This window comes from Gillisia marina (assembly GCF_000258765.1).
Lineage (GTDB): Bacteria > Bacteroidota > Bacteroidia > Flavobacteriales > Flavobacteriaceae > Gillisia > Gillisia marina.
In genome coordinates this window covers 26,209-50,645 of the sequence record NZ_AJLT01000020.1, presented here as the reverse complement: position 1 = coordinate 50,645, position 24,437 = coordinate 26,209, and the positions used below count along the sequence as shown (strand labels likewise).

General features: G+C 34.9%; 29 protein-coding genes, 1 other RNA gene and 1 pseudogene. 16 read left to right on the top strand and 15 right to left on the bottom strand.

Going from position 1 to position 24,437, the window contains the following annotated elements:
- Nucleotides 1–2 precede the first annotated feature (2 nt).
- The 3 genes from rpsR (at nt 3) to ON07_RS06370 (ending at nt 1,397) form a co-directional block, all read left to right on the top strand.
- Nucleotides 3–299, top strand: coding sequence for a 30S ribosomal protein S18 (gene rpsR, locus ON07_RS06380; protein WP_010229177.1), 297 nt, complete (start codon nt 3–5; stop codon nt 297–299).
- Between the two features lie 13 nt (nt 300–312).
- Nucleotides 313–762 carry a 50S ribosomal protein L9 gene (gene rplI, locus ON07_RS06375; RefSeq protein WP_010229175.1) on the top strand — a complete coding sequence of 150 codons (450 nt, stop codon included), beginning with the start codon at nt 313–315 and terminating at the stop codon, nt 760–762.
- Between the two features lie 158 nt (nt 763–920).
- Nucleotides 921–1,397, top strand: a complete 477-nt coding sequence (locus tag ON07_RS06370; protein ID WP_010229171.1) for a DUF6495 family protein — start codon at nt 921–923, stop codon at nt 1,395–1,397.
- Here ON07_RS06370 and ON07_RS06365 read toward each other — a convergent pair whose 3' ends face one another.
- Nucleotides 1,398–2,639, bottom strand: a complete 1,242-nt coding sequence (locus ON07_RS06365; protein WP_010229170.1) for an ABC transporter permease — start codon at nt 2,637–2,639, stop codon at nt 1,398–1,400.
- A 360-nt stretch (nt 2,640–2,999) separates the two neighbouring features.
- Between ON07_RS06365 and hisS the strand changes: the two genes are divergently transcribed.
- A complete protein-coding gene (gene hisS, locus ON07_RS06360) occupies nt 3,000–4,370 on the top strand; it encodes a histidine--tRNA ligase (RefSeq protein ID WP_010229168.1) in 1,371 nt (456 codons plus the stop codon).
- Nucleotides 4,371–4,636: 266 nt separating this feature from the next.
- Here hisS and ON07_RS06355 read toward each other — a convergent pair whose 3' ends face one another.
- The 4 genes from ON07_RS06355 to ON07_RS06345 form a co-directional block, all read right to left on the bottom strand.
- Nucleotides 4,637–4,969, bottom strand: a complete 333-nt coding sequence (locus ON07_RS06355) for a CCC motif membrane protein (RefSeq protein WP_010229166.1) — start codon at nt 4,967–4,969, stop codon at nt 4,637–4,639.
- A 126-nt stretch (nt 4,970–5,095) separates the two neighbouring features.
- The gene (locus ON07_RS16185) at nt 5,096–5,281 is read right to left on the bottom strand and encodes a DUF2752 domain-containing protein (protein ID WP_237708876.1); all 186 of its coding nucleotides are present in this window, start codon (nt 5,279–5,281) and stop codon (nt 5,096–5,098) included.
- A gap of 84 nt (nt 5,282–5,365) precedes the next feature.
- Nucleotides 5,366–5,947, bottom strand: coding sequence for a T9SS type A sorting domain-containing protein (locus ON07_RS06350; RefSeq protein WP_029331596.1), 582 nt, complete (start codon nt 5,945–5,947; stop codon nt 5,366–5,368).
- Nucleotides 5,948–6,020: 73 nt separating this feature from the next.
- Entirely contained in the window at nt 6,021–7,121 is a 1,101-nt protein-coding gene (locus ON07_RS06345; RefSeq protein ID WP_029331595.1) for a hypothetical protein, read from the bottom strand.
- Nucleotides 7,122–7,207: 86 nt separating this feature from the next.
- Between ON07_RS06345 and ON07_RS06340 the strand changes: the two genes are divergently transcribed.
- Nucleotides 7,208–7,420: a hypothetical protein gene (locus ON07_RS06340; protein WP_010229164.1), complete on the top strand. Its 213-nt coding sequence runs from the start codon at nt 7,208–7,210 to the stop codon at nt 7,418–7,420.
- Nucleotides 7,417–7,968 (top strand): Smr/MutS family protein, encoded by a 552-nt coding sequence (locus tag ON07_RS06335; RefSeq protein ID WP_010229161.1) that lies wholly within the window; start codon nt 7,417–7,419, stop codon nt 7,966–7,968. The genes ON07_RS06340 and ON07_RS06335 overlap by 4 nt, the downstream gene beginning before the upstream one ends.
- Here ON07_RS06335 and ON07_RS06330 read toward each other — a convergent pair.
- Nucleotides 7,965–8,906 (bottom strand): hypothetical protein, encoded by a 942-nt coding sequence (locus tag ON07_RS06330; protein ID WP_155807155.1) that lies wholly within the window; start codon nt 8,904–8,906, stop codon nt 7,965–7,967. The two genes, ON07_RS06335 and ON07_RS06330, sit on opposite strands and share 4 nt — an antisense overlap.
- 87 nt (nt 8,907–8,993) lie before the next feature.
- Between ON07_RS06330 and ON07_RS06325 the strand changes: the two genes are divergently transcribed.
- Nucleotides 8,994–10,142, top strand: a complete 1,149-nt coding sequence (locus tag ON07_RS06325; RefSeq protein WP_010229156.1) for a cysteine desulfurase family protein — start codon at nt 8,994–8,996, stop codon at nt 10,140–10,142.
- A gap of 230 nt (nt 10,143–10,372) precedes the next feature.
- On the opposite strand, the gene ON07_RS06320 is transcribed toward ON07_RS06325, so the two are convergent.
- Nucleotides 10,373–12,061, bottom strand: a complete 1,689-nt coding sequence (locus ON07_RS06320) for a M23 family metallopeptidase (protein ID WP_029331592.1) — start codon at nt 12,059–12,061, stop codon at nt 10,373–10,375.
- A gap of 181 nt (nt 12,062–12,242) precedes the next feature.
- Here ON07_RS06320 and ON07_RS06315 point away from each other — a divergent pair, with 181 nt between their 5' ends.
- The 4 genes from ON07_RS06315 to rny all read left to right on the top strand — a co-directional run bounded on the left by ON07_RS06315 (nt 12,243) and on the right by rny (nt 14,626).
- Nucleotides 12,243–12,533, top strand: coding sequence for a hypothetical protein (locus tag ON07_RS06315; protein ID WP_010229151.1), 291 nt, complete (start codon nt 12,243–12,245; stop codon nt 12,531–12,533).
- 8 nt (nt 12,534–12,541) lie between these two features.
- Nucleotides 12,542–12,835, top strand: a complete 294-nt coding sequence (locus ON07_RS06310; protein WP_010229144.1) for a cell division protein ZapA — start codon at nt 12,542–12,544, stop codon at nt 12,833–12,835.
- 55 nt (nt 12,836–12,890) lie between these two features.
- Nucleotides 12,891–13,010, top strand: a non-coding RNA gene (ssrS, locus tag ON07_RS16180) — 6S RNA.
- Between the two features lie 50 nt (nt 13,011–13,060).
- Nucleotides 13,061–14,626, top strand: coding sequence for a ribonuclease Y (gene rny / locus ON07_RS06305; RefSeq protein ID WP_010229141.1), 1,566 nt, complete (start codon nt 13,061–13,063; stop codon nt 14,624–14,626).
- 308 nt (nt 14,627–14,934) lie between these two features.
- Here rny and ON07_RS06300 read toward each other — a convergent pair whose 3' ends face one another.
- Together ON07_RS06300 and xerA are read right to left on the bottom strand one after the other, a co-directional pair.
- Nucleotides 14,935–15,885 carry an aldo/keto reductase gene (locus tag ON07_RS06300; RefSeq protein ID WP_010229139.1) on the bottom strand — a complete coding sequence of 317 codons (951 nt, stop codon included), beginning with the start codon at nt 15,883–15,885 and terminating at the stop codon, nt 14,935–14,937.
- 71 nt (nt 15,886–15,956) lie between these two features.
- The gene (gene xerA, locus ON07_RS06295) at nt 15,957–16,859 is read right to left on the bottom strand and encodes a site-specific tyrosine recombinase/integron integrase (RefSeq protein ID WP_010229136.1); all 903 of its coding nucleotides are present in this window, start codon (nt 16,857–16,859) and stop codon (nt 15,957–15,959) included.
- Between the two features lie 112 nt (nt 16,860–16,971).
- On the opposite strand from xerA, the gene ON07_RS06290 reads away from it, so the two are divergent.
- From ON07_RS06290 to ON07_RS06270, 5 genes are all read left to right on the top strand, one after another.
- Nucleotides 16,972–17,592, top strand: a complete 621-nt coding sequence (locus ON07_RS06290; RefSeq protein ID WP_010229133.1) for a porin family protein — start codon at nt 16,972–16,974, stop codon at nt 17,590–17,592.
- 177 nt (nt 17,593–17,769) lie between these two features.
- Entirely contained in the window at nt 17,770–18,186 is a 417-nt protein-coding gene (locus ON07_RS14735) for a hypothetical protein (protein ID WP_010229132.1), read from the top strand.
- A gap of 302 nt (nt 18,187–18,488) precedes the next feature.
- On the top strand, nt 18,489–19,055 hold the full coding sequence (locus ON07_RS06280; RefSeq protein WP_010229131.1) for a porin family protein: 567 nt from the start codon (nt 18,489–18,491) through the stop codon (nt 19,053–19,055).
- Between the two features lie 35 nt (nt 19,056–19,090).
- Nucleotides 19,091–19,510, top strand: a complete 420-nt coding sequence (gene aroQ, locus ON07_RS06275; RefSeq protein ID WP_010229130.1) for a type II 3-dehydroquinate dehydratase — start codon at nt 19,091–19,093, stop codon at nt 19,508–19,510.
- Between the two features lie 5 nt (nt 19,511–19,515).
- Nucleotides 19,516–20,238: a Dph6-related ATP pyrophosphatase gene (locus tag ON07_RS06270; protein ID WP_010229129.1), complete on the top strand. Its 723-nt coding sequence runs from the start codon at nt 19,516–19,518 to the stop codon at nt 20,236–20,238.
- A gap of 95 nt (nt 20,239–20,333) precedes the next feature.
- Here ON07_RS06270 and lpdA read toward each other — a convergent pair.
- The 6 genes and pseudogenes from lpdA to ON07_RS17725 form a co-directional block, all read right to left on the bottom strand.
- Nucleotides 20,334–21,726 (bottom strand): annotated as a pseudogene (gene lpdA / locus ON07_RS14730) (dihydrolipoyl dehydrogenase).
- Nucleotides 21,727–22,044: 318 nt separating this feature from the next.
- The gene (locus tag ON07_RS06260; protein WP_010229127.1) at nt 22,045–22,452 is read right to left on the bottom strand and encodes a hypothetical protein; all 408 of its coding nucleotides are present in this window, start codon (nt 22,450–22,452) and stop codon (nt 22,045–22,047) included.
- A 17-nt stretch (nt 22,453–22,469) separates the two neighbouring features.
- Nucleotides 22,470–22,868 (bottom strand): peptide-methionine (R)-S-oxide reductase MsrB, encoded by a 399-nt coding sequence (msrB, locus tag ON07_RS06255; RefSeq protein WP_010229126.1) that lies wholly within the window; start codon nt 22,866–22,868, stop codon nt 22,470–22,472.
- 11 nt (nt 22,869–22,879) lie between these two features.
- Nucleotides 22,880–23,380: a peptide-methionine (R)-S-oxide reductase MsrB gene (gene msrB, locus ON07_RS06250; protein WP_010229123.1), complete on the bottom strand. Its 501-nt coding sequence runs from the start codon at nt 23,378–23,380 to the stop codon at nt 22,880–22,882.
- Nucleotides 23,381–23,406: 26 nt separating this feature from the next.
- Nucleotides 23,407–24,009 (bottom strand): alpha/beta hydrolase, encoded by a 603-nt coding sequence (locus tag ON07_RS14725; protein ID WP_316928102.1) that lies wholly within the window; start codon nt 24,007–24,009, stop codon nt 23,407–23,409.
- Nucleotides 23,936–24,277 carry a hypothetical protein gene (locus tag ON07_RS17725; protein WP_316928101.1) on the bottom strand — a complete coding sequence of 114 codons (342 nt, stop codon included), beginning with the start codon at nt 24,275–24,277 and terminating at the stop codon, nt 23,936–23,938. Before ON07_RS17725 ends, ON07_RS14725 begins: the two co-directional genes overlap by 74 nt.
- Nucleotides 24,278–24,437: the final 160 nt, after the last annotated feature.

The window sequence follows — 24,437 nt, the reverse complement described above, 5'->3', positions numbered from 1 at the left end:
TTATGTCATCTATTGAACAACAAGCAAAAGGAAAGAAAGACGGAGAAATCAGGTATTTAACTCCGTTGAATATAGAAACCAACAAGGCTAAAAAGTATTGTAGGTTTAAAAGATCCGGTATTAAATATATCGACTATAAAGATGCAGATTGGTTATTGGGCTTCGTAAATGAGCAAGGTAAATTGTTACCTCGTCGTTTAACTGGAACTTCTTTAAAATATCAACGTAAAGTGGCTGTAGCGGTTAAACGTTCTCGTCATTTAGCACTAATGCCGTATGTTGCGGATTTATTAAAATAAGAAAGAGGCAATTATGGAATTAATACTTAAAAAAGACGTAGAAAACTTGGGTTTTAAGAATGATATGGTAACTGTAAAGCATGGTTATGGTAGAAATTTTCTAATTCCTCAAGGTTTTGCAGATTTAGCAACTCCTTCAGCAAAGAAGGTATTAGCTGAAACTATTAAGCAACAAGCTTTTAAAGAACAAAAGAACATAGATGCAGCTAAAAAACAAGCTGCTAAACTAAACGGATTGGAATTGAAACTTACTGCAAAAGCAGGTGGTGGAGACAAGATGTTTGGATCTATTACCAATGGAGACTTATCTGATGCATTAGCAAAAGAAGGTGTAGAATTGGAAAAGAAATTTATTTCGATCGCAGGTGGGAACATCAAGCGTTTAGGACAATATGAGGCAACTTTGCGTTTTCACCGTGAAATGATCTCTACCTTTACTTTTGACGTCGTAGCTGAGGCTTAATCGAATAATTTATTAGAGCTGCTTAAAGAATATCCACGATATTTTTTGAGCAGCTTTTTTTTTATGCTTATTTTAAAGAGTACAAATTAAAAATGTGCTATTTCTTCAGACATTATATGAATAAGAAATATGCATTTTAACTTTTCAGGATTTCAAAGATGAAATATAATAGACTATCCAAAGAACAATTTGAAGAATTACATCAGGAATTTATAAACTTTCTGGCCTCTCAATCTATCACTGCAGATGAGTGGGAAAAGATTAAAAAGGAAAAGCCGGAAGTTGCAGAAGATGAATTGGATGTTTTTAGTGATCTCATTTGGGAAGGTGTTTTAGAGAAAGTTACCTACCTAGAGCATTTTTCTAAGCATCAAATGTACCTGTTTCATATTACAATGGCAGAAATTAAACTTGTCGCTGTAAAAGTAGAGAACGAAGCAATAGATATTACTACCAGAGAAGGATACCAATGGTTGCAGACTAACTTATTAGACGATGCTGTAAATCTTTATACGTCTACCAAAGCGATAAGCGAGGACAGAAATAAAGACATATTTGCATTGATAAAACAAGGAGCTGTTATTACCAAAGGGAAGTTGTTCGAGTATTTTAACGATATGGTAGAGAATAATTAATTATTCGTACCTCAAGGATTCTATAGGATCTTGTTTAGCCGCTTTATTGGCAGGGTAACTTCCTGCAAGTATTGCTACTAAAATGGTAATCCCTGTTGCCCACAACATGGCTTTCCATGGAGTAACAAAATCAAAGTCGGCTACAGAGGCTACGGCATATCCAATTAAAATCCCTAAAATAATCCCTAGAATTCCTCCTAATTGTCCAATTATTAGGGTTTCCATGAAGAATTGAGTGGCTATTGTGCTTTTCTTTGCACCCAAGGCTTTTCGGATTCCAATTTCTCGAGTTCTTTCTGCCACAGAAACCAACATGATATTCATTAAGGCAATTGAAGATCCAAAAATGGTTATTATAGAGATTATCCAAGCTGCAATATTTAAATAGCCGGTAATAGAAAGGATTCTGTTTATAAGATCGTCACTCTTTTCTATCCCAAAATTATTGTCTTCTACAGGATTTAGTCCGCGAATATTTCTAAAGGTAATAATTGCTTCACTTTGTGCAGCTTCCATAAACTCTTTATCATCCACCTTTACACTAATATTGTAATTGATATTTGGTTGGGTAAAAATAGATCTCGCTGTTTCTATAGGAATTAAAACCCGCAAATCTTGATTATTTCCGAAGGTAGAACCCTTAGATTCCAAAATTCCGATTACTTGGAACTTCACTCCGCGTAAACTTATGGTTTTGTTAATGGGATTGGTATTCTTGAAAAGACCATCGGCAAAATCGGCTCCTACAATGGCAACCTTATTGTTGTTCTGAATATCGAAATAGTTGAATTCCCGGCCATTTTCTAGTTTTAGCCCGGAGTTGGTAAGGTAATTTTCGTTTACTCCTAAAACAGATACTTCAGGATCTGTTTTTTCATTTTCGTATTTTACTTCAGCATTTCCAGTTCCATTAAAAGATAGGGAGGTTTGAGTTTTAGGAAATACAAAACTCTCTTTAAAAGTTCGCACTTCGCGGTAAGATAGAATCGGATTTACTTTTTCTTTTTCGTCTCCGCCGCGTCTCTGAGTGGTGAATTCATAACGTTGTAAATTAAAAGTATTGGAACCCATCGAAGCAAAATCACTACTAATAGTATTTTCCAAAGCACTAACGGCACTAAGAATTCCCACTAATGCAGTAATTCCAATTGCTATAATTAATACGGTGAGAATGGTTCTAAGAATCTGACTTCTAATAGATTCAAAAGCTATTCTTACATTTTCCTTAAAAAGTTGAAACATAATATATCCGGTCTAACAATAAGATTAGACTATCAAGATACCTATATGTTACTTAAAATTTGAAATTTGTTTCGATTCGGTTAAAAATTAAGATATTTGCAGCATTAATAAATTTGAAAAGTACTGTTGAAAACATCGCTTTTTAAGCAATATGCTGGAATTTTATTGGTTTGATTTTTTTGTCCCCCTGAACGAAGTTGAAGGGTCATTATAACATCTCGATCCAGATCGCTATCGGGACGCTTGATGTGATTTTTAGGAAGATTACTAATAAGAAAAAGGATTTCTATTTTCTATTTCATTATTGAAAATTCAACAGTATTTAAAATATAGGTCACTAGACTATCACAAAATAAAATTATGGCACAAAAACCATCGATCCCTAAAGGTACCAGAGATTTTTCTCCAATAGAAGTTTCAAAACGTACTTATATAATGAATACCATTAAAGCACAATTCGAAAAATTCGGATTTCAGCCTATTGAGACTCCAAGTTTTGAAAATTCAGATACTTTAATGGGAAAGTATGGGGAAGAAGGAGATCGACTGATTTTTAAAATTTTGAATTCAGGTGATTTTCTTAAAAAAGCTGACCAAGAAGCTTATAAAAATTCTGACAGTTTAAAACTTACGCCTTCTATTAGTGAAAAGGCATTGAGGTACGATCTTACGGTCCCTTTTGCAAGATATGTGGTACAACATCAAAGTGAGGTGGAGTTCCCGTTTAAGCGCTACCAGATACAGCCGGTATGGAGAGCAGATAGACCACAGAGAGGAAGGTTTAGAGAGTTTTTTCAGTGTGATGCAGATGTTGTAGGTAGTAACAGCTTATGGCAAGAAGTAGAATTTATTCAGTTGTATGATGAAGTATTTACTGGGCTTAATCTGAAAGGGGTTACTATAAAACTTAATAATAGAAAGGTATTATCTGGTTTTGCTGAAGTAATTGGGGAGCAAGACAAATTAATTGATTTTACGGTAGCATTAGATAAGCTCGATAAAATAGGAGAAGAAGGTGTAAAAAAAGAGATGCTGGAAAAAGGAATTTCTTTGGAAGCATTAAAGAATATTCAACCAATTTTTGGACTGAAAGGTAGCTTTGGAGAAAAAGTAGCAGTGTTGAAGGGAATTCTTTCCAACTCAGAAATAGGAATGAAAGGTGTGGAGGAATTGGAATTTATTCAGAATGTGATTTCTGAAATGCCTTTAAAATCTGCCATTCTTGATTTGGATGTCACTTTAGCGCGAGGTTTAAACTATTACACAGGAGCTATTTTTGAAGTTGCACCACCTGCAACTGTCAAGATGGGTTCTATTGGTGGAGGTGGACGATATGATGATCTTACGGGTATCTTCGGATTAAAAGATATGAGCGGAGTCGGAATTTCATTCGGATTGGATAGAATTTATCTTGTCTTGGAAGAACTCGATCTTTTCCCTGATACCGTTACTGCTAATACAAAAGTGTTATTTATCAATTTCGGAGAAAAGGAAGCTCTTTATGGATTAAAGGCCGTTCAAAAATTAAGGGATGCAGGAATCGCTGCGGAAATTTATCCGGATGCAGCCAAGATGAAGAAACAAATGAATTATGCTAATAGGCGGGAAATTCCATTTGTAGTGCTTGCAGGAGAAGAAGAGATAAATAATCAAGTTTACGGACTTAAAGACATGGTTTCCGGAGATCAGGAAAAAATAGCTTTAGACGCAATGATAGAACGATTGAAATAAATCTTTAGATGTCAGTATTTATTTTCATATCAAAATTATAATGTGTAGTTGGGATGTCAGGTTGAGCGGAGTCGAAACCTCCTTTTTAAACTGAAAAGTTCTCGACTGCCCTCAAACGGACAATACGAATTGTTTTAACTATTTAAAAATCAACAAAATAATTAATAAAAATCGTATGTAGTTATCTACTGACCTCTATAAATCTTAATACAAATAGAAAGCCCTGGAAATATTATATTTTCAGGGCTTTTTTTTATGTTTTAAAATTACATTCCTTGTTTCTCTATCATTTCACGCTGAAATTCCTCCAAACCTTCCATACCACCAAAAAATATCAGCATCGCAATACATGCTAATAAAAATAGTGCGCTCAACACCAGTCCAATGATTGCTAGAATTCGTCCTATTTTTACATTTTGATATCCCAAATACATTTCCGGATTAGCATTATAAATTTCCATAGCTTTTTTAGCTAAGACTAATGTTATAATTCCAAATATTACACCTACAACCCCATAGCAGCAGCATCCTAAAATAGATAGTATTCCTAAAATTAATATAAGCGTAGCGTTAGGTAATTCTTGTTTGTTTAATTCCATAAGTTGAATTCGTTTATTAGTTGGTTTTAGTTGAAAAAATAATACATTTTAATTATATAGCTCACAGCTAACGTAATTGCAGTGATAAGTATAAGTGTTATTTTGATGAAGTAATCTTTTTGAAATCTATAGAAAAGGTTGAAAATAATAAAACCGAAAAGAATTATTATGGGATAGATAGCCGGAAACATAAAAAAATGCTCCATGAAAATCACCTTTCAATAATAATAGAATAGAACGCTGCCCACCGCAGCCATAACAGTCGATGTCAAAAAGTTGTTTGTTTAGACAGGGAAGTAATAGCTCTTCCATAATTTCAATTTCCCTCATTCAGAGTTTATATTCTCGTTCCTATATGAAGGAACAGAACTCGTGGGATTTCCCGAGATCTTTAAATCAATTTGAAATTATCACTTTTTTGGAAATTATCGTAGCATCTTTATTCGTTATTTTAAGAATATATAAGCCTTTGCTTAATTTTCTGGTTGAAAATTCATGATAATTCTCATGAGTGATCCCTTTTTTCTCTAGAATCTTCTTGCCTAAGCTGTCATAAAGCACAATATCTCTTGGAATCGATTTTTCGGGAATTCTTATTTCTAATCTCGATTCGGGATTGTTTTGAAAAATGCTGAAATTATTGATGTCTTTTACAACCTCCCAATTTATATAGACTTGCTCTTTGTTTGTATAGGTGAGTTTAAATCTTTCTGAATAATCACCTGCATCTAAAGAGATTTTAATTAAGCCGCTGTTTAGATTGTAGTACTTATTGTTTGAAGTGTCTAGTAGAAATACATCAGATTTAATTCCTTTTATTTCAACAATACTAAAAACCAAATCGGAAGCTTCTGCGAGGACTACAAAAAGTGGAATTTCTTCCAGCTCATCCAATGGCTGTATATTGATAAGGTAATTGTCATCATTTATCAACCAGCCTGCATCTGAGCTTAAAAATTCGGGGTTAATCGCGTCCATGGCGTGGTCTGCAAATTTAGTAGCATTATCGCGTAGGACTAAAAGGAGTTGTCTGATATAGTTATTCTGCAATTCAATATTCAGCCTTAGCATTGGAAACTCTTCCGTTTCGACGTTTTTTTGAACTCAATTTTTTAGATTTGAATTCAGATAACAGCTGATCTTCTTTAATAAAGCTCCGATATTTATTATCGAATGTTATTTTTCCATCCTGACTTCCAATAACGATGAAGCCTTGACCTACCGGAGAGAATCTTCTAGCGTAATAAGCTCCTATTATCCCTGTTTCAGATAGTATGTCACCATTGCCTCCAAATTTGTTGAAGATCGCCGGGACGTAGCCGTAAATCCCTGCACCGGGAGAGTAAACTCCATATCCTCCTTCGTATTCTTTTAAATAATGTGAGGCTACATTTTTTGAATCCCAGAAATAGGCAATTCCTGTAGTGCTGGTGTTGTCCTGAAGAAAAGCATTAAGATCTAATGCAGAAGGATATGGATTTCCTATAAGTTTACTGTCGCCTTCGTTAATATTTAACTCATAAACACCGGAATTTGGTCTTCCTTGAAAGTCATAACGTTGCTTATTCCCAGGATTGTTATAGATATTGTAAATGTTTACAGCGGTATTTGTTCCGCTCACCCCTTTCATAGTAAAGCCTTCTCCCGGTTGAATACTGAAATTATTCCCAATAAAATGCCAATCTGAATAGTCAGTTCCGGAAAATTTATAAATCCATTTATTGGAAATGGTTAAAGGTTGAGAAGTTCCATTGTAGTCTGATGTAATTATCGCCGGTATGCTTTCAAGTTTAGTAATGGGATCGAAAAATAGTTTTCCGAAGCTATTATTAGAACCAGTACTACTAACAGGCATGCTCCAATAATTATAAGTGAAATTACTTGCATCTCCTTCTTGATACAACGAAATGGTTCCATCTCCAGTATTTTTAGAATTGGATTTTCCTTGAATTAGCTGCGCTTCATTTCTTAAGTAAAGGTTTGGTTTTGGATTTTCGCCAGTATTACGAATTAAATTGAGTTCTTGCTCTACAAATACTAGTGCTCCTTCAGAATACAAGTAAGTATCTGAATTTTGATAAGGTTGAATGCTTAGCTGACAATGTGCAACGAATGGTACAATAAATAGTACTAAAATGTATATTTGCCTCATCACCTTAAAATTTTAATTAAAAATAGGTTTTTATTTAATCGAATAATAAACTATTTGGTATTTTAAGTGTTAATTATCAATGGATTATGAATAAAAAATACGGTCAAATAATCAATACAATACTTATTGTTATTGGAGGAGCAATAATGATTTATACTATTTCCGGAGAGGATAGCAATAAGTATTTGCAAATCTTAGGTTTGGTTATCATTATGTTTGGATTGTACCGAGCAACGAATTTTTGGGTGGAAACTAAGGATGATGAAGATGATAATAATGAAGAAAAACCTGAAATATGAAATTTCAAGTAAACGATAAGGTAGAGGTTTTGGATGACGCTTTGGAAGGAAAGGTGATTAATATAGATGGAGCTATTATCTATGTTGAAACTTCTGAAGGGTTTTTAATGGAATTTGATGCATCAGAATTAGTTAAGATAGAGGAGGAGCAAAGTAGTATGATCGCTTCAGAAAATATTTCTATATCACAAATAATCAAAGAAAAGCAGCCAACTAAGAGGATTAAAGCTGAAAAGGTGAAGTCGAAAGATCGTAGTGCTCCACCTATGGAAGTTGATCTGCATATTGAAAAATTGGTAAATTCTTTTAGAGGAATGAGCAATTTTGATATTTTAAACATTCAGCTAGATACCGCCAAACGACAAATTAACTTTGCAATTTCTAAACGCATTCCAAAGATCGTGTTTATCCACGGAGTGGGCGAGGGTGTATTAAAAGCAGAGCTAGATTATCTGCTAAGTAGATATGACAATCTTAAATTTTACGATGCAAATTTTCAGAAATATGGCCTAGGTGCTACCGAGGTTTATATTTATCAGAACTCTTAATTATCGGTATTAGCAGGTGTTGGGCTTGTAATTAATGTTGTTGCTGAAATAAAATCTCCTAAATCATAGGTTTCAAAAGAAATCACTTCTCCGCTTCCATTTTGATTTTGTAATTGTAAGTTTTGTATGATAATAGAAGACCTATAAGTGACACTTATCACATTTGGTACGATTGCTATTTCTCCTGTAAATTCATCTTTAATTAGTGGATTTAAATAATTCGCCAGTCCATCAGCGTTTCTGTTTTCTGGAGCAGTAGGATCTTGAGATTCCTCTGAAACTTCACGTTTTGTTTTTACAGTATCATTGTCATCATCGTCGTCTAGATAATTTGCAGTACCATCTTCATCAGTATCTCTATATCCATCTTCATTAACAGCATCCTCATTAAAATTTGCTATTTCTGTAGACGTAAGTATATTATCTCCATCATCATCATTGTCATCAACATTCATAATTCCATCCCCATCAGTATCTTCATCTAATTCTTCAGCATCAGGTACTCCATCTCCATCTTTATCTGTGGAATTAAATTCTGCGATAGTGTTAATTACAACTGTTCCACCAACACTAATAAACTCTTCATTTACCTTAGGATTGCTTGGCGGAATATCTGAACAAAAGTAATTTGGTGGCACCGTACCATCATAAGTTCGGTAAGTAAGCTTATTTGAAGTAGAAAGATCAAATCTAATATCACTGGAAGTATTGGTACTTAGAACATCTGCCTCCTCAGAGAAAGCCGTATTCGTAGCTTGAAGAGAAATTGTTTCAAATATATCGTCATTATTAATGATATATAGAACTTTTGCTTTCCCTGCTTTTTTACAACTTGTTAAAGTTGCATCCTCAAAATCAAAATTATTTATTATGATATCACCATCATCACATGAGGTGAAACCAACAAATAAAAAAAGGATATAAAAGTAATTACGCATAGCTTCCATTTTCAACAAAAATAAAGCATTAGGATTTTATAGCAGAGCATCCTTAAAATAATTTTATTTCTTTTATTTTTGTCCCCGATGAGAAAAGTATACTTAGATAGTGCCGCGACCACGCAAATGCGTGATGAAGTTATAGATAAAATGACAAGTGTAATGAAAGATTTTTACGGAAATCCTTCTTCCACACATAGTTATGGTAGATCATCTAAATCTTTAATTGAAAACGCTAGAAAGACGATTGCCAATATTTTAAACGTAACGGCGGCTGAAATTATCTTCACTTCAGGCGGAACTGAAGCCGATAATTTAGCGCTGAATTCTGCTGTTCGGGATCTTGGAGTGAAAAGAATTATCACCTCTAAAATTGAACATCATGCAGTTTTATACACAGTAAATCAGCTTAAAGAATGTTACGAGATCGAGGTAGATTATGTAAATATAGATGCTACAGGTAATGTAGATCTTTCTCATTTAGAAGAATTATTAAGCGGTTCTGAAGCAAAGACTTTAGTGAGTTTGATGCATGTGAACAATGAGATCGGAAACTTGCTGGACGTCCAAAAAGTTGGAACCTTATGTAAAGAACACAAAGCTTTGTTTCATTGTGACGCTGTGCAATCTATTGGTCATTATACGATGGATTTGAAGGCAACGCCGATCGATTTTACTGCCGTAAGTGCTCATAAATTCCACGGACCAAAAGGTGTTGGATTTGCATTTATTCGTAAAAACAGCGGACTTAAACCTTTGATCTTTGGAGGGGAACAGGAACGTGGACATCGCGCCGGAACAGAAAGTGTGCATAATATCGTTGGGCTGGAAGAAGCTTTTAAATTGGCGTATGCTAATTTAGAGGAAGAGAAGGCTTATGTAAGTTCTTTAAAAACTTATTTTATAGAGCAATTAGAAGAACATATTCCCGGAGTGAAATTCAACGGAAACTGCAAAGATTTTTCTAGAAGCACTTATACTTTGGTGAATATCTGTTTGCCAATTCCACCGGAAAAAGCGTTGATGCTGTTATTTCAATTAGATCTTAAGGGAATTGCATGTTCTAAAGGATCTGCTTGCCAGAGTGGAAGTGATAAAGGCTCTCATGTTTTAAGCGCTTTTCTTTCTGAAGAAGATATGAGTAAGCCTTCGCTCAGGTTTTCATTCTCTAGATTCAACACGAAAGAAGAGTTGGACTATGTGATCTCTGTCTTAAAAGAGTTTATAGAGAGTTAAGATTTTTGAATGATCGACAATTCTATTCATATGTCATCCCGGCGTTGAGTGGGTTTCTAGTAAAATTGTTCCCCTTGTATTGAGATTCTTTAGTCCACTGCGTTCCCTTCAGAATGACAGCTCTTTTCTATTGTTACCTTGACTTAGCCCTAGTAGGATCTCAAGCTAAATTGATGCTGTTTTATTGAGATCCTTCGGCAGGCTCAGGATGACATTCGTTATAAAAAATCTTATTTCCTAAAGAAAGTAGCCTCGTACGTATTGCTATTACCAACGTTATCTGTTACGATCACTTTCAATTTATTTTCAGTATCTGTAACAACGGCATCACTAAAGTCATGAGTTAAAGTATTGTTTTTATATTCATATTCCATTAAAATAAATTTCCCATTAACGGTAGCACGATAGCTTTTTATTCCTGAAAGATCGTCGGTTATTCTAACCTTTATATTGTTGTTACTGGAAATCCACTGTCCGTCTTTAAAATTCACAGGTGAGATGAAAGGTGGTTTAATATCGGCAACTAAGGTATAGTCTCCAAAAGTGCGAACTCCCGTAGTGAACCTATTTCCTTTTTTGTAGGTGGAAGAATAGCTTGGTCTTCCACGATATCCCAATCGGGCAATAAACATCTTTTCCTTATTTTCTTCAGAATACTCGCTAACATTAAAACCTATGGTGATATTGCTGTGGATGGGAGTATCGTCTTGATGAAAATGAATAGTATCCCCTGTAAATGAAATATCTAAATAGGTGTCTTCATATAAACTTCCTTTTGGGATATATACATCAATCCCATTCTCTTCAACATTAAATGCTTCATTAGCCTTTACAAGATAATCGGTCTCATTGATTTTTTTTGAAATTTTATCGGTAGGTTGCTCGCCTTTGATTGGTACTCGGATCAAGCGTTCGTTCCCGGCAAAATCACGAATCGTAATATTGTATAAATAGGTTAAACTATCTTGAATAGTAATTGTTCCTTTATCTACCACATTTCGGTAAACACTAAGCGGATTGCTAGGTTGTACGTAAAGCCGTGTGATCCTGCTTTTATTATTGCTGAAATACTCATAATCTATCATTTGATTTAAATGACGTGTTTCTGAAAATGAAAACCGATCGAAATTTAGCTGAAAAATGGAGTCTCCATTTAACACTGCATCTATCTGATAAATTCCATTGTTGTTTGGTGCCCCATCTTGCTTATCTACCGTATTCACACCAAATGCAATCTCGCCACAGGCATTCAACTGTTCAGCCTTAAAAGATCCATCTTTAAGAAGTGTAAGTTTAACTCGTTGTCGCTCTCCAGAGCCATTAACGTGGGCATTCTCACCTAAAGGATATACATATAAGCTGTTTACGGTAGGGGCTTGAGTATCCTTAATTTCAATTCCGAATAATTTAGGATTCATAGGGCGTTGTTGCCCATCTCTTATTTCAAAATGTAAATGTGGACCGCCACTTCCGCCGGTATTTCCGCTAAGCGCAACCAGTTCACTGGCAGTAACTTTTAATTCGTCTGCCTTTGGGAAAAGCTCAATTTCATAGGTTTCTTTCGCGTATTGTTGCTTTTTGATATAAGCTTCTATTTCCGGAGAAAATTTTTGAAGATGCCCATACACAGTTGTGTAACCGTTTGGATGCTGGATGTAAAGTGCTTTCCCGTAGCCGTAATGCTGAATGTTAATCCGGCTAACAAAACCATCTGCCGCAGCTACAACTGGCAATCCTTCTCGCTGTTGGGTCTTTATATCCATTCCGGAATGGAAGTGATTAGAGCGTAATTCTCCAAAAGTACCCGAGAGTACTAAGTCTACATTCAGAGGGTTTTGAAAGAAATCTGAAGGTATTTTGGATTGCGCTTGTGTAGCAGCTGTAAAAAGCAATAATATTAGGGCGAAAGTCTTCTTCATGGTCATATAAAACAGCATATTTATGGGGCGATAAATATAATTAAACTTTTAGAGATATTTAAAGCTTTGGTTTAATGTATCTTAGAGGAAAATTAAGCGATTTTGAAAATAGCTTTAAAAGTATTGGGAAATTTGAAGCGGTATGTTAACTTTGTGAATATTAGTAGCACGTTGAGCTTTTATGAGTGATTTGACAGAAATAGTTGATAATCTTGAAAATAGGATTAGCAAATTGCTTCATAAGTATGAAGTGATGAAACAGTCTCAAAAAGCTGTTCAAGAAGAATCAGCAATTTTGAAAACTGAAAATGAACGTTTAGCTGAAGAGCTTAAGGTTTCAGAGAACAGAATTCAAACACTTAAAGCCGCCAACGCGATGCTAGGCAGTAATGATTACAAGAAAGAAACCAAGCTCAAAATAAACGGTTTAATAAGGGAAATTGATCAATGTATTGTTCAACTTTCAGAATAAAACAATAAATGTCTGATAAGCTTAAAATAAAACTATCTATTGCAGACCGCGTATACCCTTTAACCATTCAATCTGAACAGGAAGAAGGATTGCGTAAAGCTGCAAAAAAGATAGAAGCTATGATTAAGCAGTTTGAGCAAAGTTATGCCGTAAGGGATAAGCAAGATGTATTAGCTATGTGCGCTTTGCAGTTTGCAGCCCAAACCGAGCAAAAATCTATAGATAATTCTAGTGAAGTGCAATTGGTGGAAGAGAAGTTGAAAGCGCTCAACAATCTTCTTCAGGAGCAATTAACTACCTAGTTCTTTTAAATAGCATTAAGGTTTACTGCCTGTATTAGTGATTTAAATTTGATAAACTCAACACGATTTCTTTAAAAAGGGTGAGTTTAAGTTGTAAAAGCGAGCCGTGTCCCAATTTTTTGGGAGGGCGGATACTTGATCAGCTTGTTAGCCCTAGACTTGTTTAAAGGAGTTTATACAAAACATGATCTAGTACAGGCTTTTTTATACAATTAAATTAAATATATGGAATCAATAATTATTATGATAGTTGTCGGGATAGTTGGTGTAGCAATTGGTTTTGCAGTCGCTAAATATCTAGAAAAGAATCACGCTTCAAAAATTACTAAAGGTGCGAAAAAGTCGGCAGCTGCAATTTTACGAGAAGCAAAAGCTGACGCCGAGAACATCAAAAAGGATAAAATTCTTCAGGCTAAAGAGAAGTTTATAGAATTAAAGTCGGAGCATGAAAAAGTAATTCTGTCAAGAGATAAAAAGATTCAAGATGCTGAAAAGAGAACCCGCGACAAGGAGTCTCAAGTATCTAGTGAACTTGCTAAAAATAAAAATCTAAACAAAGATTTAGAGAACAAGATTAAAGATTACGATCATAGAAACGATTATTTAGAAAAGAAGAAAGAAGAAATAGATAAGCTACACCACAGTCAAATTCAACAGCTGGAAGTAATTTCAGGTTTATCTGCTGAAGATGCCAAGTCTCAGCTTACAGAAACTTTAAGAGATACTGCAAAGGCAGATGCAATGGCCTTAATTCAGGATACCATTGAAGAAGCTAAATTAACCGCTCAGCAAGAAGCTAAGAAGATTATTATAAATACTATTCAGCGAATTGGTACAGAAGAAGCAATTGAAAATTGTGTTTCTGTATTCAATTTAGAGAGTGATGATGTTAAAGGTAGAATTATTGGTAGAGAAGGTAGAAACATTAGGGCAATAGAAGCAGCTACAGGAGTAGAGATTATTGTAGATGATACTCCGGAAGCAATTATACTTTCTTGTTTTGATAGTGTGCGCAGAGAGGTTGCCCGATTATCACTTCATAAATTGGTTACGGACGGTAGAATTCACCCGGCCAGAATTGAAGAGGTGGTTAAAAAGACCAGAAAGCAGATAGATGAAGAGATTATAGATATTGGAAAGCGCACGGTTATAGATCTTGGAATTCATGGATTACACCCAGAATTGATCAAAGTAGTTGGTAGAATGAAGTATCGTTCTTCTTATGGCCAGAACTTGTTGCATCACTCAAGAGAAGTAGCGAAGTTATGTGGTGTGATGGCTGCAGAATTAGGATTGAATCCTAAATTAGCGAAACGCGCCGGATTGTTACACGATATTGGTAAAGTGCCGGATACCGAGACAGAAGTACCACACGCAATCCTTGGAATGCAGTGGGCAGAGAAATACGGAGAAAAGCCAGAGGTGTGTAATGCAATTGGGGCTCACCATGATGAAATAGAGATGACATCTTTACTATCACCAATCATTCAGGTTTGTGATGCGATAAGCGGAGCCAGACCAGGAGCAAGAAGACAAGTATTAGATTCTTATATCCAAAGGTTAAAAGATCTTGAAGAGATCGCATTTGGATTTGGCGGAGTTAAGAAAGCCTACGCAATTCAAGCAGGTAGAGAATTAAGGGTTATCGTGGAGAGTGAAAAAGTAACAGATGATAAAGCATCAAATTTATCTTTTGAAATCTCTCAAAAAATCCAAACGGATATGACGTATCCGGGACAGGTAAAAGTAACAGTGATAAGAGAAACAAGAGCAGTGAATATTGCTAAGTAAGTTTAAACTCCAATAATAAAAAAATCCCGCACTCAGCGGGATTTTTTTATTATGAAAAACAATATAACAGATGATCAGTAAAGCATGAAAACTTTTAAGCCGTAATTCTGTCCCGACGTTTCGGGAGTTTCAGAATCTAATAAAATTGTTATTGAGACCCTGAAACAAATTCAGAGTGATGTTGCAGTATTGTCGTCATGCTGAACTTGTTTCAGCATCATCTTTTTAACTAGAAAATCGAAAATTAAGTAAAAAATAGCTTGGCGAGACATTACCATTAAAAAACACATATAATCATTTATTTAATCCTATTTTTCGTCGTAGAGATCATTATAACTATTTCCTTTTGTAACAAAAAACTCACCGGTTACATATCTAAAATGTTCATCTAGTGAGGCAATTTGCTTTAGATCTTCTTCATCTAGTTTAACGCCCGTGCTTTCTAAATTTTCAATAATTCTACCTTCATTTGTAGATTTCGGGATTACAGCAGTGCCACGTAAGGTGTCCCAATTAATTATAACCTGCGCTGGTGAAGCCCCATGTTTTTTTGCTATTTTTTGAATCACATTATTTTCTAAAAGCGAAGGTTCATCTGGTGCTTTCATAGCTTCAACTCTGTCGCCACTTCCCAAGGGAGAGTACGCGGTAAGGTGAATATTATTTTTACTGCAAAATTCTAATAATGAGTTTTGCTGCAGGTAAGGATGTAGTTCCACTTGATTTACTTCCGGTGCATCATCGGTTTTTGATAACAGATCTTTTAATTTGGTTGCGCTAAAATTTGAAACTCCCACATGCTTTGTAAGGCCCCCTTTTTTAGCTTCTAACATTTTATTCCATGTCTCAATAATTGGAGTTTCCTCAAGAGATAAGTAATCATCATCTTTTTCCGGGAACGCAACTCCTGGCTTAAATGCAACCGGCCAGTGAATAAGATATAGATCCAGATAATCTAATTGAAGATCTTTTAATGTTTGTTTTAGAGCGGGAATCACATCTTCAGACTTATGAGCATTATTCCAGAGTTTAGAAGTGATCCAGAGATCTTCTCTTTTTACAATGCCTTCATTTAAGATTTCAGAAAGTGCTTCTCCAATTTCAGCTTCATTGCCATAAGTGGCTGCACAATCTATATGTCTATAGCCATTTTTTATCGCGATTTTTACTGCTTTTCCAACTTCTCCTTTATCAGATTTCCAAGTACCTAGTCCAATGGCAGGCATTGCATCTCCGTTCTTAAATTTTAAATGTTTCATTTTTATAATTTTTATTGAATTTACTCAGGAAGAAGCTCAATTAAAAATTATAGGATTGGTTTAGCAAAACATTAGGAATTACTTCTAGGGTGATAACTATGTATTACTTGTTTTAGATGACTTTTGTCTACGTGCATGTAAATCTCGGTAGTTGTTATGCTTTCATGACCTAACATAAGCTGTATGGCTCTTAAATCGGCACCATTCTCCAGCAAATGTGTTGCAAAAGAGTGTCTAAAGGTGTGCGGACTTATTTTCTTCTGAATTCCAGCCTGCTTTGCGAGATCCCGAACAATAGTAAAAATCATAGCCCGCGTAAGAGAATCACCTCTTCTATTTAAAAATATGATATCTGAAGCTTTTGGATTTATTGGAACCAGATTTCTAGAATTTTGAAGATATTCTGAAATATAATTTTCTGTAATTGAGCTCACCGGTACAAAGCGCTGCTTATCTCCCTTTCCGGTAACTTTTATAAAACCTTCCTTAAAGAAAAGATCTGATATTTTAAGATCTAATAATTCAGATACCCGAAGTCCGCAGCTATACAAGGTTTCAATAATTGCCTTATTTCTTTCTCCTTGGGCTTTAGTAAGATCGATATTCAGAATCATCTTATCAATTTCAGCCAAGGAAAGAACATCTGGAAGTTTTCTTCCGATTTTTGGAGATTCAATAATTTCCATCGGATTATGGTCTCGATATCCTTCAAAAACCAGATAATCGAAAAAACTTTTTAATCCTGAAATCACCCTAGATTGTGATCTTGGGTTTAAAGATTTGGCAATTTCAAAAATGAACTGTTGGAGTATTTCAGCAGAAATTTTTACAGGAGAGATGGAAATTTTATTTTCCTCAAGATATTTTATAAGCTTATCTATATCCAAGGAATAGTTTGCCACAGAATTATCGGAAAGTCCACGTTCTATAAGCATATAATTTTTATAATCTAGTAAAGCTTGTGCCCAAGTCATATTTAAGATTGTGAACTGTTAGCGGAATACAATTAGTAATACTTTAAGTTTGAGTAACACTTTTTTAACAAATGTAGGATTAATTTTGCTTGTGAACTTTAATTAGAAACAAATGAAAAAGTCAATTTTATTAATAGGAATCGCATTTTTAAGCTTAAGTAATTTAAGCGCACAGGAATATGTGATGTTTGGTGTTAAAGGTGGAATAAATTCCAGCACTTTTAGTGGTGATGGATTTGGAGATTTCGATAATCCAGATTCTAGAACCTCATTTAACTTAGGTCTTTTAGCAGAAATTCCATTATCCGATAAATTTTCGGTGCAGCCAGAAGTACTTTATTCTGGACAAGGTTACGATATTGCAAGTAGAAATGATGCTAACGATGTAGAGTATCAGTTGGATTACATCAACGTGCCGGTTTTAGCTAAATTATATTTAGTAGATGGATTATCGCTGGAAGCCGGACCACAGGTTGGATTTTTGGTAAATAGTGAAATTGATTCTAATCCATCCGGAGATGGTGGAGATGTACCTTTAGATGAAGACCAATTTAACAAAGTAGATTTAAGTGTTGCCTTAGGCGCATCTTATAAATTTAGAGGAGGATTCTTTGTGAATGCTCGTTATAACTTCGGTTTATCGGATGTATATGATGATTCGTATTCTGGTTTATTTAGAAATAGCGATGTGAAGCATTCTGTATTACAGGGTGGGATAGGATTCTTGTTTTAGAGATTTAAATTTTCTTGTGAATAAGAAAGGAGGAAATTAATACTTCCGCCCTTTTTCATGCGTTACAACGTAATATGTTGATTTTCAGTGTAAATAAATCCCTTCATTGCGATATTGTTAGTAAATTGTTTAATTTTTTTCGATAGCTTTAAATAACTAATCTTAAAAATCACAATTATGAAGAAATCACTAATTCTAGTTTTTATTGCATTTTTTGGGATCTCTACAGCCCTTGCTCAAGGTCATTTTAAATTCGGTGTGAATGCTGGTTTACCAGTAGGCGACATAGATGACTTAGCTACATTTCAGTTAGGAACTGATGTGGCATACATGTTTGAGGTAGCTGATGCCTTGGATGTTGGTCCATTGGTTGGATATTCTCATTTCTTTGGAGATGAAATAGATACCGGCTTTGGGAAAGTTGAATTAGATGATATTCAATTTCTTCCTACTGCAGCTTCGGCGAGGTATGGAATTACTGAGGCTTTCTTTGTTGGGGCAGACGTAGGTTACGCAATAGGAATAGATGATGGTAACGACGGTGGGTTTTACTACAGGCCACAAGTGGCTATAATTTTGGAAACCTCGGCTTAGTAGCTTCCTATTCCGGAGTAAGTATGGATGGAGTCTCAGTGGCTTCTATAAACCTTGGAGTAGAATTTGGCTTATAGTTTTTTTATTATTTTAAAATAGTATGAAAAGTGGGTGCTATGCACCTGCTTTTTTATTGCTTCAATTTTATTAGGTGCAAAATCGATATTTATGCTACTTTTATTCTTTCATAGAAGTATGATAGTTGCATCCCGATAGTTCAAGGGAGCACCCGAATTTTAAAATGTATTTTTCAATTTATATTTCGTGGCTTAGCTCGAGATTTTTGATTTTAAAACAACGATATGTCTAGAATAGCTTTAATTATATCATTTATTCTAATTTCTACCTCAGTATTAAATGCACAAAACAGGAGGTCTAAGGACACAAAAGTTGGTTTTATTGGCGGCTATGTTTATGCTGAAGTAAATGGAGAAAGAGATAATGCAGAATGGAACGACTATGGTTCCGGGGTATATGCTGGGGCTTTTGTTGATATTTATATCAATGAAAAGTTTCATTTACAACCTGCAGCAAATTTTGCATATGTAAACGATTTTAATATTATCTATTTACCGCTAATGCTCAAATACCAAATTGGAGGTAAAGGATTTAATGTGCAAGCTGGAACTCAGGTAACTTATTTACTGGGCAGTGATGATGTTACTGGTACCAAAGATCAGTTTGGATGGGAATTAGGAGCTGGATTGGGAATGGATATTACCAAATCTATATTTATCCAAGGAAGGTATACTTATGAAGTAAGTAGAAGGAAAGTGGATGATTTTCTAGGATTGCCTTCTCAAGATTTTAAATTCAATAATATAATGATTGGTATTGGGTATAGACTTAGTCCTGTAGATAGATTTTAAAATTAAATTTCCTTTATTTTCAACATGTTAACATTATGAAATTAATTATAATAAACGGCCCTAATCTGAATCTATTAGGTACTAGAGAACCGGATACTTATGGAGATAAGAGTTTTGAAGATTATTTTTCTAAGCTTCAATTTCAATTTAGAGATGCAGAGTTATCTCACTTTCAAAGCAACATAGAAGGGGAGTTGATTGATGAAATTCAAAAAGCAGATAAGGAATTTGATGGTATTATTTTGAATGCCGCGGCATACACGCATACCTCCATAGGGATTGGTGATGCTATTAAAGCCATTTCTACTCCAGTAGTAGAAGTACATATTTCCAATACTTTCTCCAGAGAAAAATTTCGGCATAAATCTTTTATATCACCTCAAGCTAAAGGTGTAATTATAGGTTTTGGCTTGCAAAGCTACGATCTGGCAATTGCTAGCTTTATTAAGAAATGAGGCTCATGCAAAAGACATATTTAAATTGGAGTAGCGGGAAAGATGCTGCTCTTGCATTGTATCTAATTCATCAGAAAAAAGAATATAAGGTAGAAAAACTCGTAACTACGATTAATTCTGAAGTAGACAGAGTTTCCATGCATGGTTTGAAAAGAGAATTATTAGTACAACAGGCAAAAAGAATCGGGATTCCTTTACAGTTGATTGAGTTAAATGGGACTGTATCCATGGAGCAATATAACTCCATAATGACTGAAGCTGTTACTCAGTTGAAAAATGAAGGTTTTACTCATAGTGTTTTTGGTGATATATTTCTGAAAGATCTTAAGGAATATAGGGAAGCGCAGTTGAAGAAAATTGGCATTAATCCAGTTTTTCCATTATGGAAAAGGAATACGAAAGAATTAATTCTTGAATTTATAGCTCAAGGCTTTAAGGCAATTACGGTTTGTGTAAATGCAAGAGTGTTAGATAAATCTTTTTGTGGAAGGGAAATAGATTTGGAGTTTATAGAGAGCTTACCTTCAAACGTCGACCCCTGTGGCGAGAATGGAGAGTTTCACACTTTTGTATATGATGGGCCTAATTTTAAAGAACCCGTAAAATTTGATTTGGGTGAAATTATTGAAAGAATTTATACGCCTTCTAAAACTGAAAATGACTGTTTTAAAGATAAACCTCAATCTTGGGATATCGCTTTTTGGTATTGCGATTTACTCCCGAAATAAAATAAAAAAAGCTCCGAAACTTCGAAGCTTTTTTTGTTGTAATCAATATATAGACTCTAATTAGATATCGTAATCGAGATGTGACATTTTAAATATTATAAATGAATCACTTCGTCATAAGCAGCAGCAACTGCTTCCATCACGGCCTCACTCATAGTTGGATGTGGGTGAATTGCTTTTAAAACTTCATGTCCTGTAGTTTCTAATTTTCTACCTAGAACTGCCTCGGCGATCATATCGGTTACTCCGGCACCAATCATATGGCAACCTAACCATTCGCCATATTTAGCATCGAAAATAACTTTTACAAAACCATCCGGTGTTCCGGCAGCTTTTGCTTTTCCAGATGCAGAGAAAGGAAACTTACCAACCTTTAACTCATAACCCGCCTCTTTAGCTTGTTTCTCTGTCATTCCAACAGAAGCAATTTCAGGTGTAGCATACGTACAACCTGGAATATTTCCATAATCGATTGCTTCAACATGAACTCCTGCAATTTTTTCTACACAAGTAATACCTTCAGCAGAAGCTACGTGAGCAAGAGCAGGTCCATCTACCACATCTCCAATTGCATAAATTCCTGCTACATTGGTTTCGTACCATTCGTTAACAACGATCTTATCTTTATCGGTTTTAATACCAAGTTCTTCTAAACCGATATTTTCTATATTCGTTTTAATACCAACCGCGGAAAGAACAATCTCTGCTTCCAGAGTTTCTTCCCCTTTCTTGGTTTTAACTTTAGCTTTTATCATTTTTCCTGAAGTGTCTACACTTTCTACAGAAGAGTTGGTCATCACCTTAATTCCGGCTTTTTTCACACTTCTTTCAAACTGTTTAGAAACATCTTCGTCTTCTAAAGGAACTAAATTAGGAAGGAATTCTACCACAGTAACCTCCGTTCCCATAGCATTATAAAAATGAGCAAACTCCACTCCAATTGCTCCAGAACCAACAACGATCATAGATTTTGGCTGTGTTTTTAAAGTCATCGCTTCACGATATCCAATAACTTTTTTACCATCTTGCTTAAGATTTGGTAATTCTCTAGATCTTGCTCCGGTTGCTACAATTATATGATCTGCTTCAACTTCTTTAGTCTTCTTATCTTTATCTGTAACCTGAACTTTTTTTTCCGCCTTTAAGCTTTCCAAAACCTTCAATTACATCAATCTTATTCTTTTTCATTAAGAATTGAACACCCTTGCTCATTCCATCTGCAACATCTCTACTTCTTTTTACTACAGCTCCAAAATCTTTATCCGGTTTTTGTAGGGTAAGTCCATAGTCTTCAGCATGTTTTAAATAATCGAATACTTGAGCACTCTTGAGTAATGCTTTTGTTGGAATACAACCCCAATTAAGACAAACTCCACCAAGATTTTCCTTTTCGATGATAGCGGTTTTAAAACCAAGTTGTGAAGCGCGAATTGCGGTAACGTAACCTCCCGGACCACTTCCTAGAACAATGATATCGTATTTACTCATATTTCGAATTTTTAAAACATTTTTAGAGTTGCGAATTTAGGGAATATAAGCCTAAATTGAAAGAATAAGAATTATCCAAACTTCCTTAATTAGCAACAAATAAAAAATGGCTCTTTCGGTTGGAAAGAGCCATTAAAATATAATCTAATTAGGTCTACTAATTTTTAATAACATCAGCCTCTCTAATATTCAACGCCTTCATCACAGCATTCATATTATTTAGATCTAATTGCTGTCTATTCTGAGCGAAATCTGCCGGTAAAACAATAACCCTGAATTTTTGGTTTAATCTGAATTCTGAATCTAATGCTCCAAAATCTAATTGAGTACATCTCTATTAACTCCGTCTAGAAAGATAAAAACATCTTCAAAAGTGAAATCAAAATTTTGTTGAAGGGTAAAATCTCCAAAAAAGTATGTTTGTGGTAATGCTCTAAAAATTTCAATGGAATTACCGTTTGAGTCTTGCCCATCAGCCGCTTTTACATATACTAGAACAGCATCCGATTCAAATACCTCTAAATCTATATCATCAAAAAATAAGGAAAGGGTATAAAAGTTTTCTTCAGTGAAATCTCCGGTTACATCTATTGCGGTTCCAATAAAGCCATTAACTCCCGAAGGTCCTTCTGGTCCCGGAGGCCCTGGAGGTCCTTGTACACTATCTGTAGTACAAGAGCTAAGTGCAAAAAGAGCACATATGATAAGTGTAGATAATTTTTTCATGATATTAATTTTAAAGGTTATGGTTTTTTATTGAAATCTATACTAGCGGAGTTCACACAAAATCTTTGTCCGGTAGGAGTTGGGCCATCATTAAAAATATGACCTAAATGGCTGCCGCAGTTTGCACAAAGAATTTCTGTTCTAATCATTCCAAATGTTTTATCCTGAACATATTCTATAGTTCCTTCTATGGCCTCATCAAAACTCGGCCACCCACAACCGCTTTCAAATTTGCTATTGCTTTCAAATAATTTTGATTTACAGGCGGCACATTGATATTCTCCATTATCGAAATGAAGGTTATATTTCCCGGAATTTGGAGCTTCAGTTCCTTTCTGTCTTAGAACTCTATATTGTTCCTCGGAAAGCAATTTTTTCCATTCCTCTTCTGTTTTTTCAACATTATATTTTTTCATTTCTGAGTATCTTATTTGGTTTCAGGAATAAACTTCATTGCATCTCCATTAATACAATGTCTTTCTCCGGTTGTTTCACGAGGACCATCGTTAAATAAATGTCCTAAATGCCCACCACAGGTAGCGCAATGAATTTCATCTCTGGTATATCCCAATTTAGAATCAGATCCCATTGCGATGCCACCTTCGATTGCTCTATCAAAACTCGGCCATCCCGTTCCGCTATCAAATTTATGCGCTGTTTTATATAACTCGGTTCCACAACCGGCACATACAAATGTTCCAGGCTTTTTAACGTCATTTAGTTCACTCGAAAAAGGTCTTTCTGTTCCAGCCTTTCTAAGGATTTGATATTGTGCTGGAGTTAGTATCTCTTTCCACTCAGCATCGGTTTTTGATACTTCATAAGTAGCAGCTACTTCTTTTGAACTTGCTTCAGATTTGCTCTTTTGAGCACTACTATTACAACTAACGGCTACAATTGCTAAAAATGCAAAAAATAAATTTTTCATGTTTTTTATTTTTAAAACTACAAAGATTATACCGCTATGAATGTTGTTATTTTGTTAATTACTTCAGAATCCCCTAAAATCTTTCTGTGTCCCAATCCCTTAGTTATGTATAACTGGCTATCGCTTAGGTTGTTGTCTATCTCATAAGCAGAGCTTACATGTACATCTACATCATCCTCATCATGAATTACCAACGTGGGAATTTTTACAGCTTTCGCAGAAACAGCTCCAGAATAATTATCCATATCCTCTCCAAATTTTGAATCGAAATAAGTTTTCATTTTTCTAGCCACTTTTTCATTCAACTTCATGTTTTTTGCGAAGTCCTTTGTAATATGAGTAACGCTATTGGCGGTTCCAATTATTATAAGTTTATTTAGGTCAAGGCCGTTTTTTACAGCCTTCAAAATAGACATTCCTCCCAAGGAGTGGCCAATGGCTGAATGAAAAGGTCCATGAAGTTTTTCTAAATGATGAATAGATTCAATAAAAAATGGCATCATGCTAATTTTTCCAGGTGACTTACCATGCGCAGGAGCATCAAAACTTAGGGTACTATATCCTTTCTGAACAAGCTCTTTTGCAATCACTGCCATCTGAGTTCCGGTACCACTCCAACCGTGAATCAACAATATTTTTTTTCTTGGATTCTCCATAGTGATAAACAACAATATCTCTATTTATTGAGGGAACGGTTATAGCTTCTTTTCGAGACTGGAGATCCATTTCTTTTTCCCTTTCAGGAAGTTTATATTTATAAGGAGTAAGAAAGAGTCTTGCAGCAAATCTACTCGCAAGAAATGGTGAGATTGCTGTTAACACCTTCCCGGTAACTAACAAATATTTTGGTGCAAGTAACACTTGAACCGGTTTCTTTTTCTCTGATTTTTGAGGCATAAAATTAATTAGAAAAGCGAAGTTAATTAAAATTTAAGAATCCTTAGTTTCTTATGAATAGGGGATTTGTTTTTAATTATGGTATCATTTTTGGAAAACCATAACTGTTAAAGCAAACATAAACCTTATTTAGTGAAGGCGCTTGTTTTGTATTTTTATC

Excerpts from the sequence above, each read along its gene's own strand:
- rpsR (WP_010229177.1), top strand. The coding sequence starts at position 3 with ATGTCATCTATTGAACAACAAGCAAAAGGAAAGAAAGACGGAGAAATC.
- rplI (WP_010229175.1), top strand. The coding sequence starts at position 313 with ATGGAATTAATACTTAAAAAAGACGTAGAAAACTTGGGTTTTAAGAAT.
- ON07_RS06370 (WP_010229171.1), top strand. The coding sequence starts at position 921 with ATGAAATATAATAGACTATCCAAAGAACAATTTGAAGAATTACATCAG.
- ON07_RS06365 (WP_010229170.1), bottom strand. The coding sequence starts at position 2,639 with ATGTTTCAACTTTTTAAGGAAAATGTAAGAATAGCTTTTGAATCTATT.
- hisS (WP_010229168.1), top strand. The coding sequence starts at position 3,000 with ATGGCACAAAAACCATCGATCCCTAAAGGTACCAGAGATTTTTCTCCA.
- ON07_RS06355 (WP_010229166.1), bottom strand. The coding sequence starts at position 4,969 with ATGGAATTAAACAAACAAGAATTACCTAACGCTACGCTTATATTAATT.
- ON07_RS16185 (WP_237708876.1), bottom strand. The coding sequence starts at position 5,281 with ATGGAAGAGCTATTACTTCCCTGTCTAAACAAACAACTTTTTGACATC.
- ON07_RS06350 (WP_029331596.1), bottom strand. The coding sequence starts at position 5,947 with ATGGACGCGATTAACCCCGAATTTTTAAGCTCAGATGCAGGCTGGTTG.
- ON07_RS06345 (WP_029331595.1), bottom strand. The coding sequence starts at position 7,121 with ATGAGGCAAATATACATTTTAGTACTATTTATTGTACCATTCGTTGCA.
- ON07_RS06340 (WP_010229164.1), top strand. The coding sequence starts at position 7,208 with ATGAATAAAAAATACGGTCAAATAATCAATACAATACTTATTGTTATT.
- ON07_RS06335 (WP_010229161.1), top strand. The coding sequence starts at position 7,417 with ATGAAATTTCAAGTAAACGATAAGGTAGAGGTTTTGGATGACGCTTTG.
- ON07_RS06330 (WP_155807155.1), bottom strand. The coding sequence starts at position 8,906 with ATGCGTAATTACTTTTATATCCTTTTTTTATTTGTTGGTTTCACCTCA.
- ON07_RS06325 (WP_010229156.1), top strand. The coding sequence starts at position 8,994 with ATGAGAAAAGTATACTTAGATAGTGCCGCGACCACGCAAATGCGTGAT.
- ON07_RS06320 (WP_029331592.1), bottom strand. The coding sequence starts at position 12,061 with ATGAAGAAGACTTTCGCCCTAATATTATTGCTTTTTACAGCTGCTACA.
- ON07_RS06315 (WP_010229151.1), top strand. The coding sequence starts at position 12,243 with ATGAGTGATTTGACAGAAATAGTTGATAATCTTGAAAATAGGATTAGC.
- ON07_RS06310 (WP_010229144.1), top strand. The coding sequence starts at position 12,542 with ATGTCTGATAAGCTTAAAATAAAACTATCTATTGCAGACCGCGTATAC.
- rny (WP_010229141.1), top strand. The coding sequence starts at position 13,061 with ATGGAATCAATAATTATTATGATAGTTGTCGGGATAGTTGGTGTAGCA.
- ON07_RS06300 (WP_010229139.1), bottom strand. The coding sequence starts at position 15,885 with ATGAAACATTTAAAATTTAAGAACGGAGATGCAATGCCTGCCATTGGA.
- xerA (WP_010229136.1), bottom strand. The coding sequence starts at position 16,859 with ATGACTTGGGCACAAGCTTTACTAGATTATAAAAATTATATGCTTATA.
- ON07_RS06290 (WP_010229133.1), top strand. The coding sequence starts at position 16,972 with ATGAAAAAGTCAATTTTATTAATAGGAATCGCATTTTTAAGCTTAAGT.
- ON07_RS14735 (WP_010229132.1), top strand. The coding sequence starts at position 17,770 with ATGAAGAAATCACTAATTCTAGTTTTTATTGCATTTTTTGGGATCTCT.
- ON07_RS06280 (WP_010229131.1), top strand. The coding sequence starts at position 18,489 with ATGTCTAGAATAGCTTTAATTATATCATTTATTCTAATTTCTACCTCA.
- aroQ (WP_010229130.1), top strand. The coding sequence starts at position 19,091 with ATGAAATTAATTATAATAAACGGCCCTAATCTGAATCTATTAGGTACT.
- ON07_RS06270 (WP_010229129.1), top strand. The coding sequence starts at position 19,516 with ATGCAAAAGACATATTTAAATTGGAGTAGCGGGAAAGATGCTGCTCTT.
- ON07_RS06260 (WP_010229127.1), bottom strand. The coding sequence starts at position 22,452 with ATGAAAAAATTATCTACACTTATCATATGTGCTCTTTTTGCACTTAGC.
- msrB (WP_010229126.1), bottom strand. The coding sequence starts at position 22,868 with ATGAAAAAATATAATGTTGAAAAAACAGAAGAGGAATGGAAAAAATTG.
- msrB (WP_010229123.1), bottom strand. The coding sequence starts at position 23,380 with ATGAAAAATTTATTTTTTGCATTTTTAGCAATTGTAGCCGTTAGTTGT.
- ON07_RS17725 (WP_316928101.1), bottom strand. The coding sequence starts at position 24,277 with ATGCCTCAAAAATCAGAGAAAAAGAAACCGGTTCAAGTGTTACTTGCA.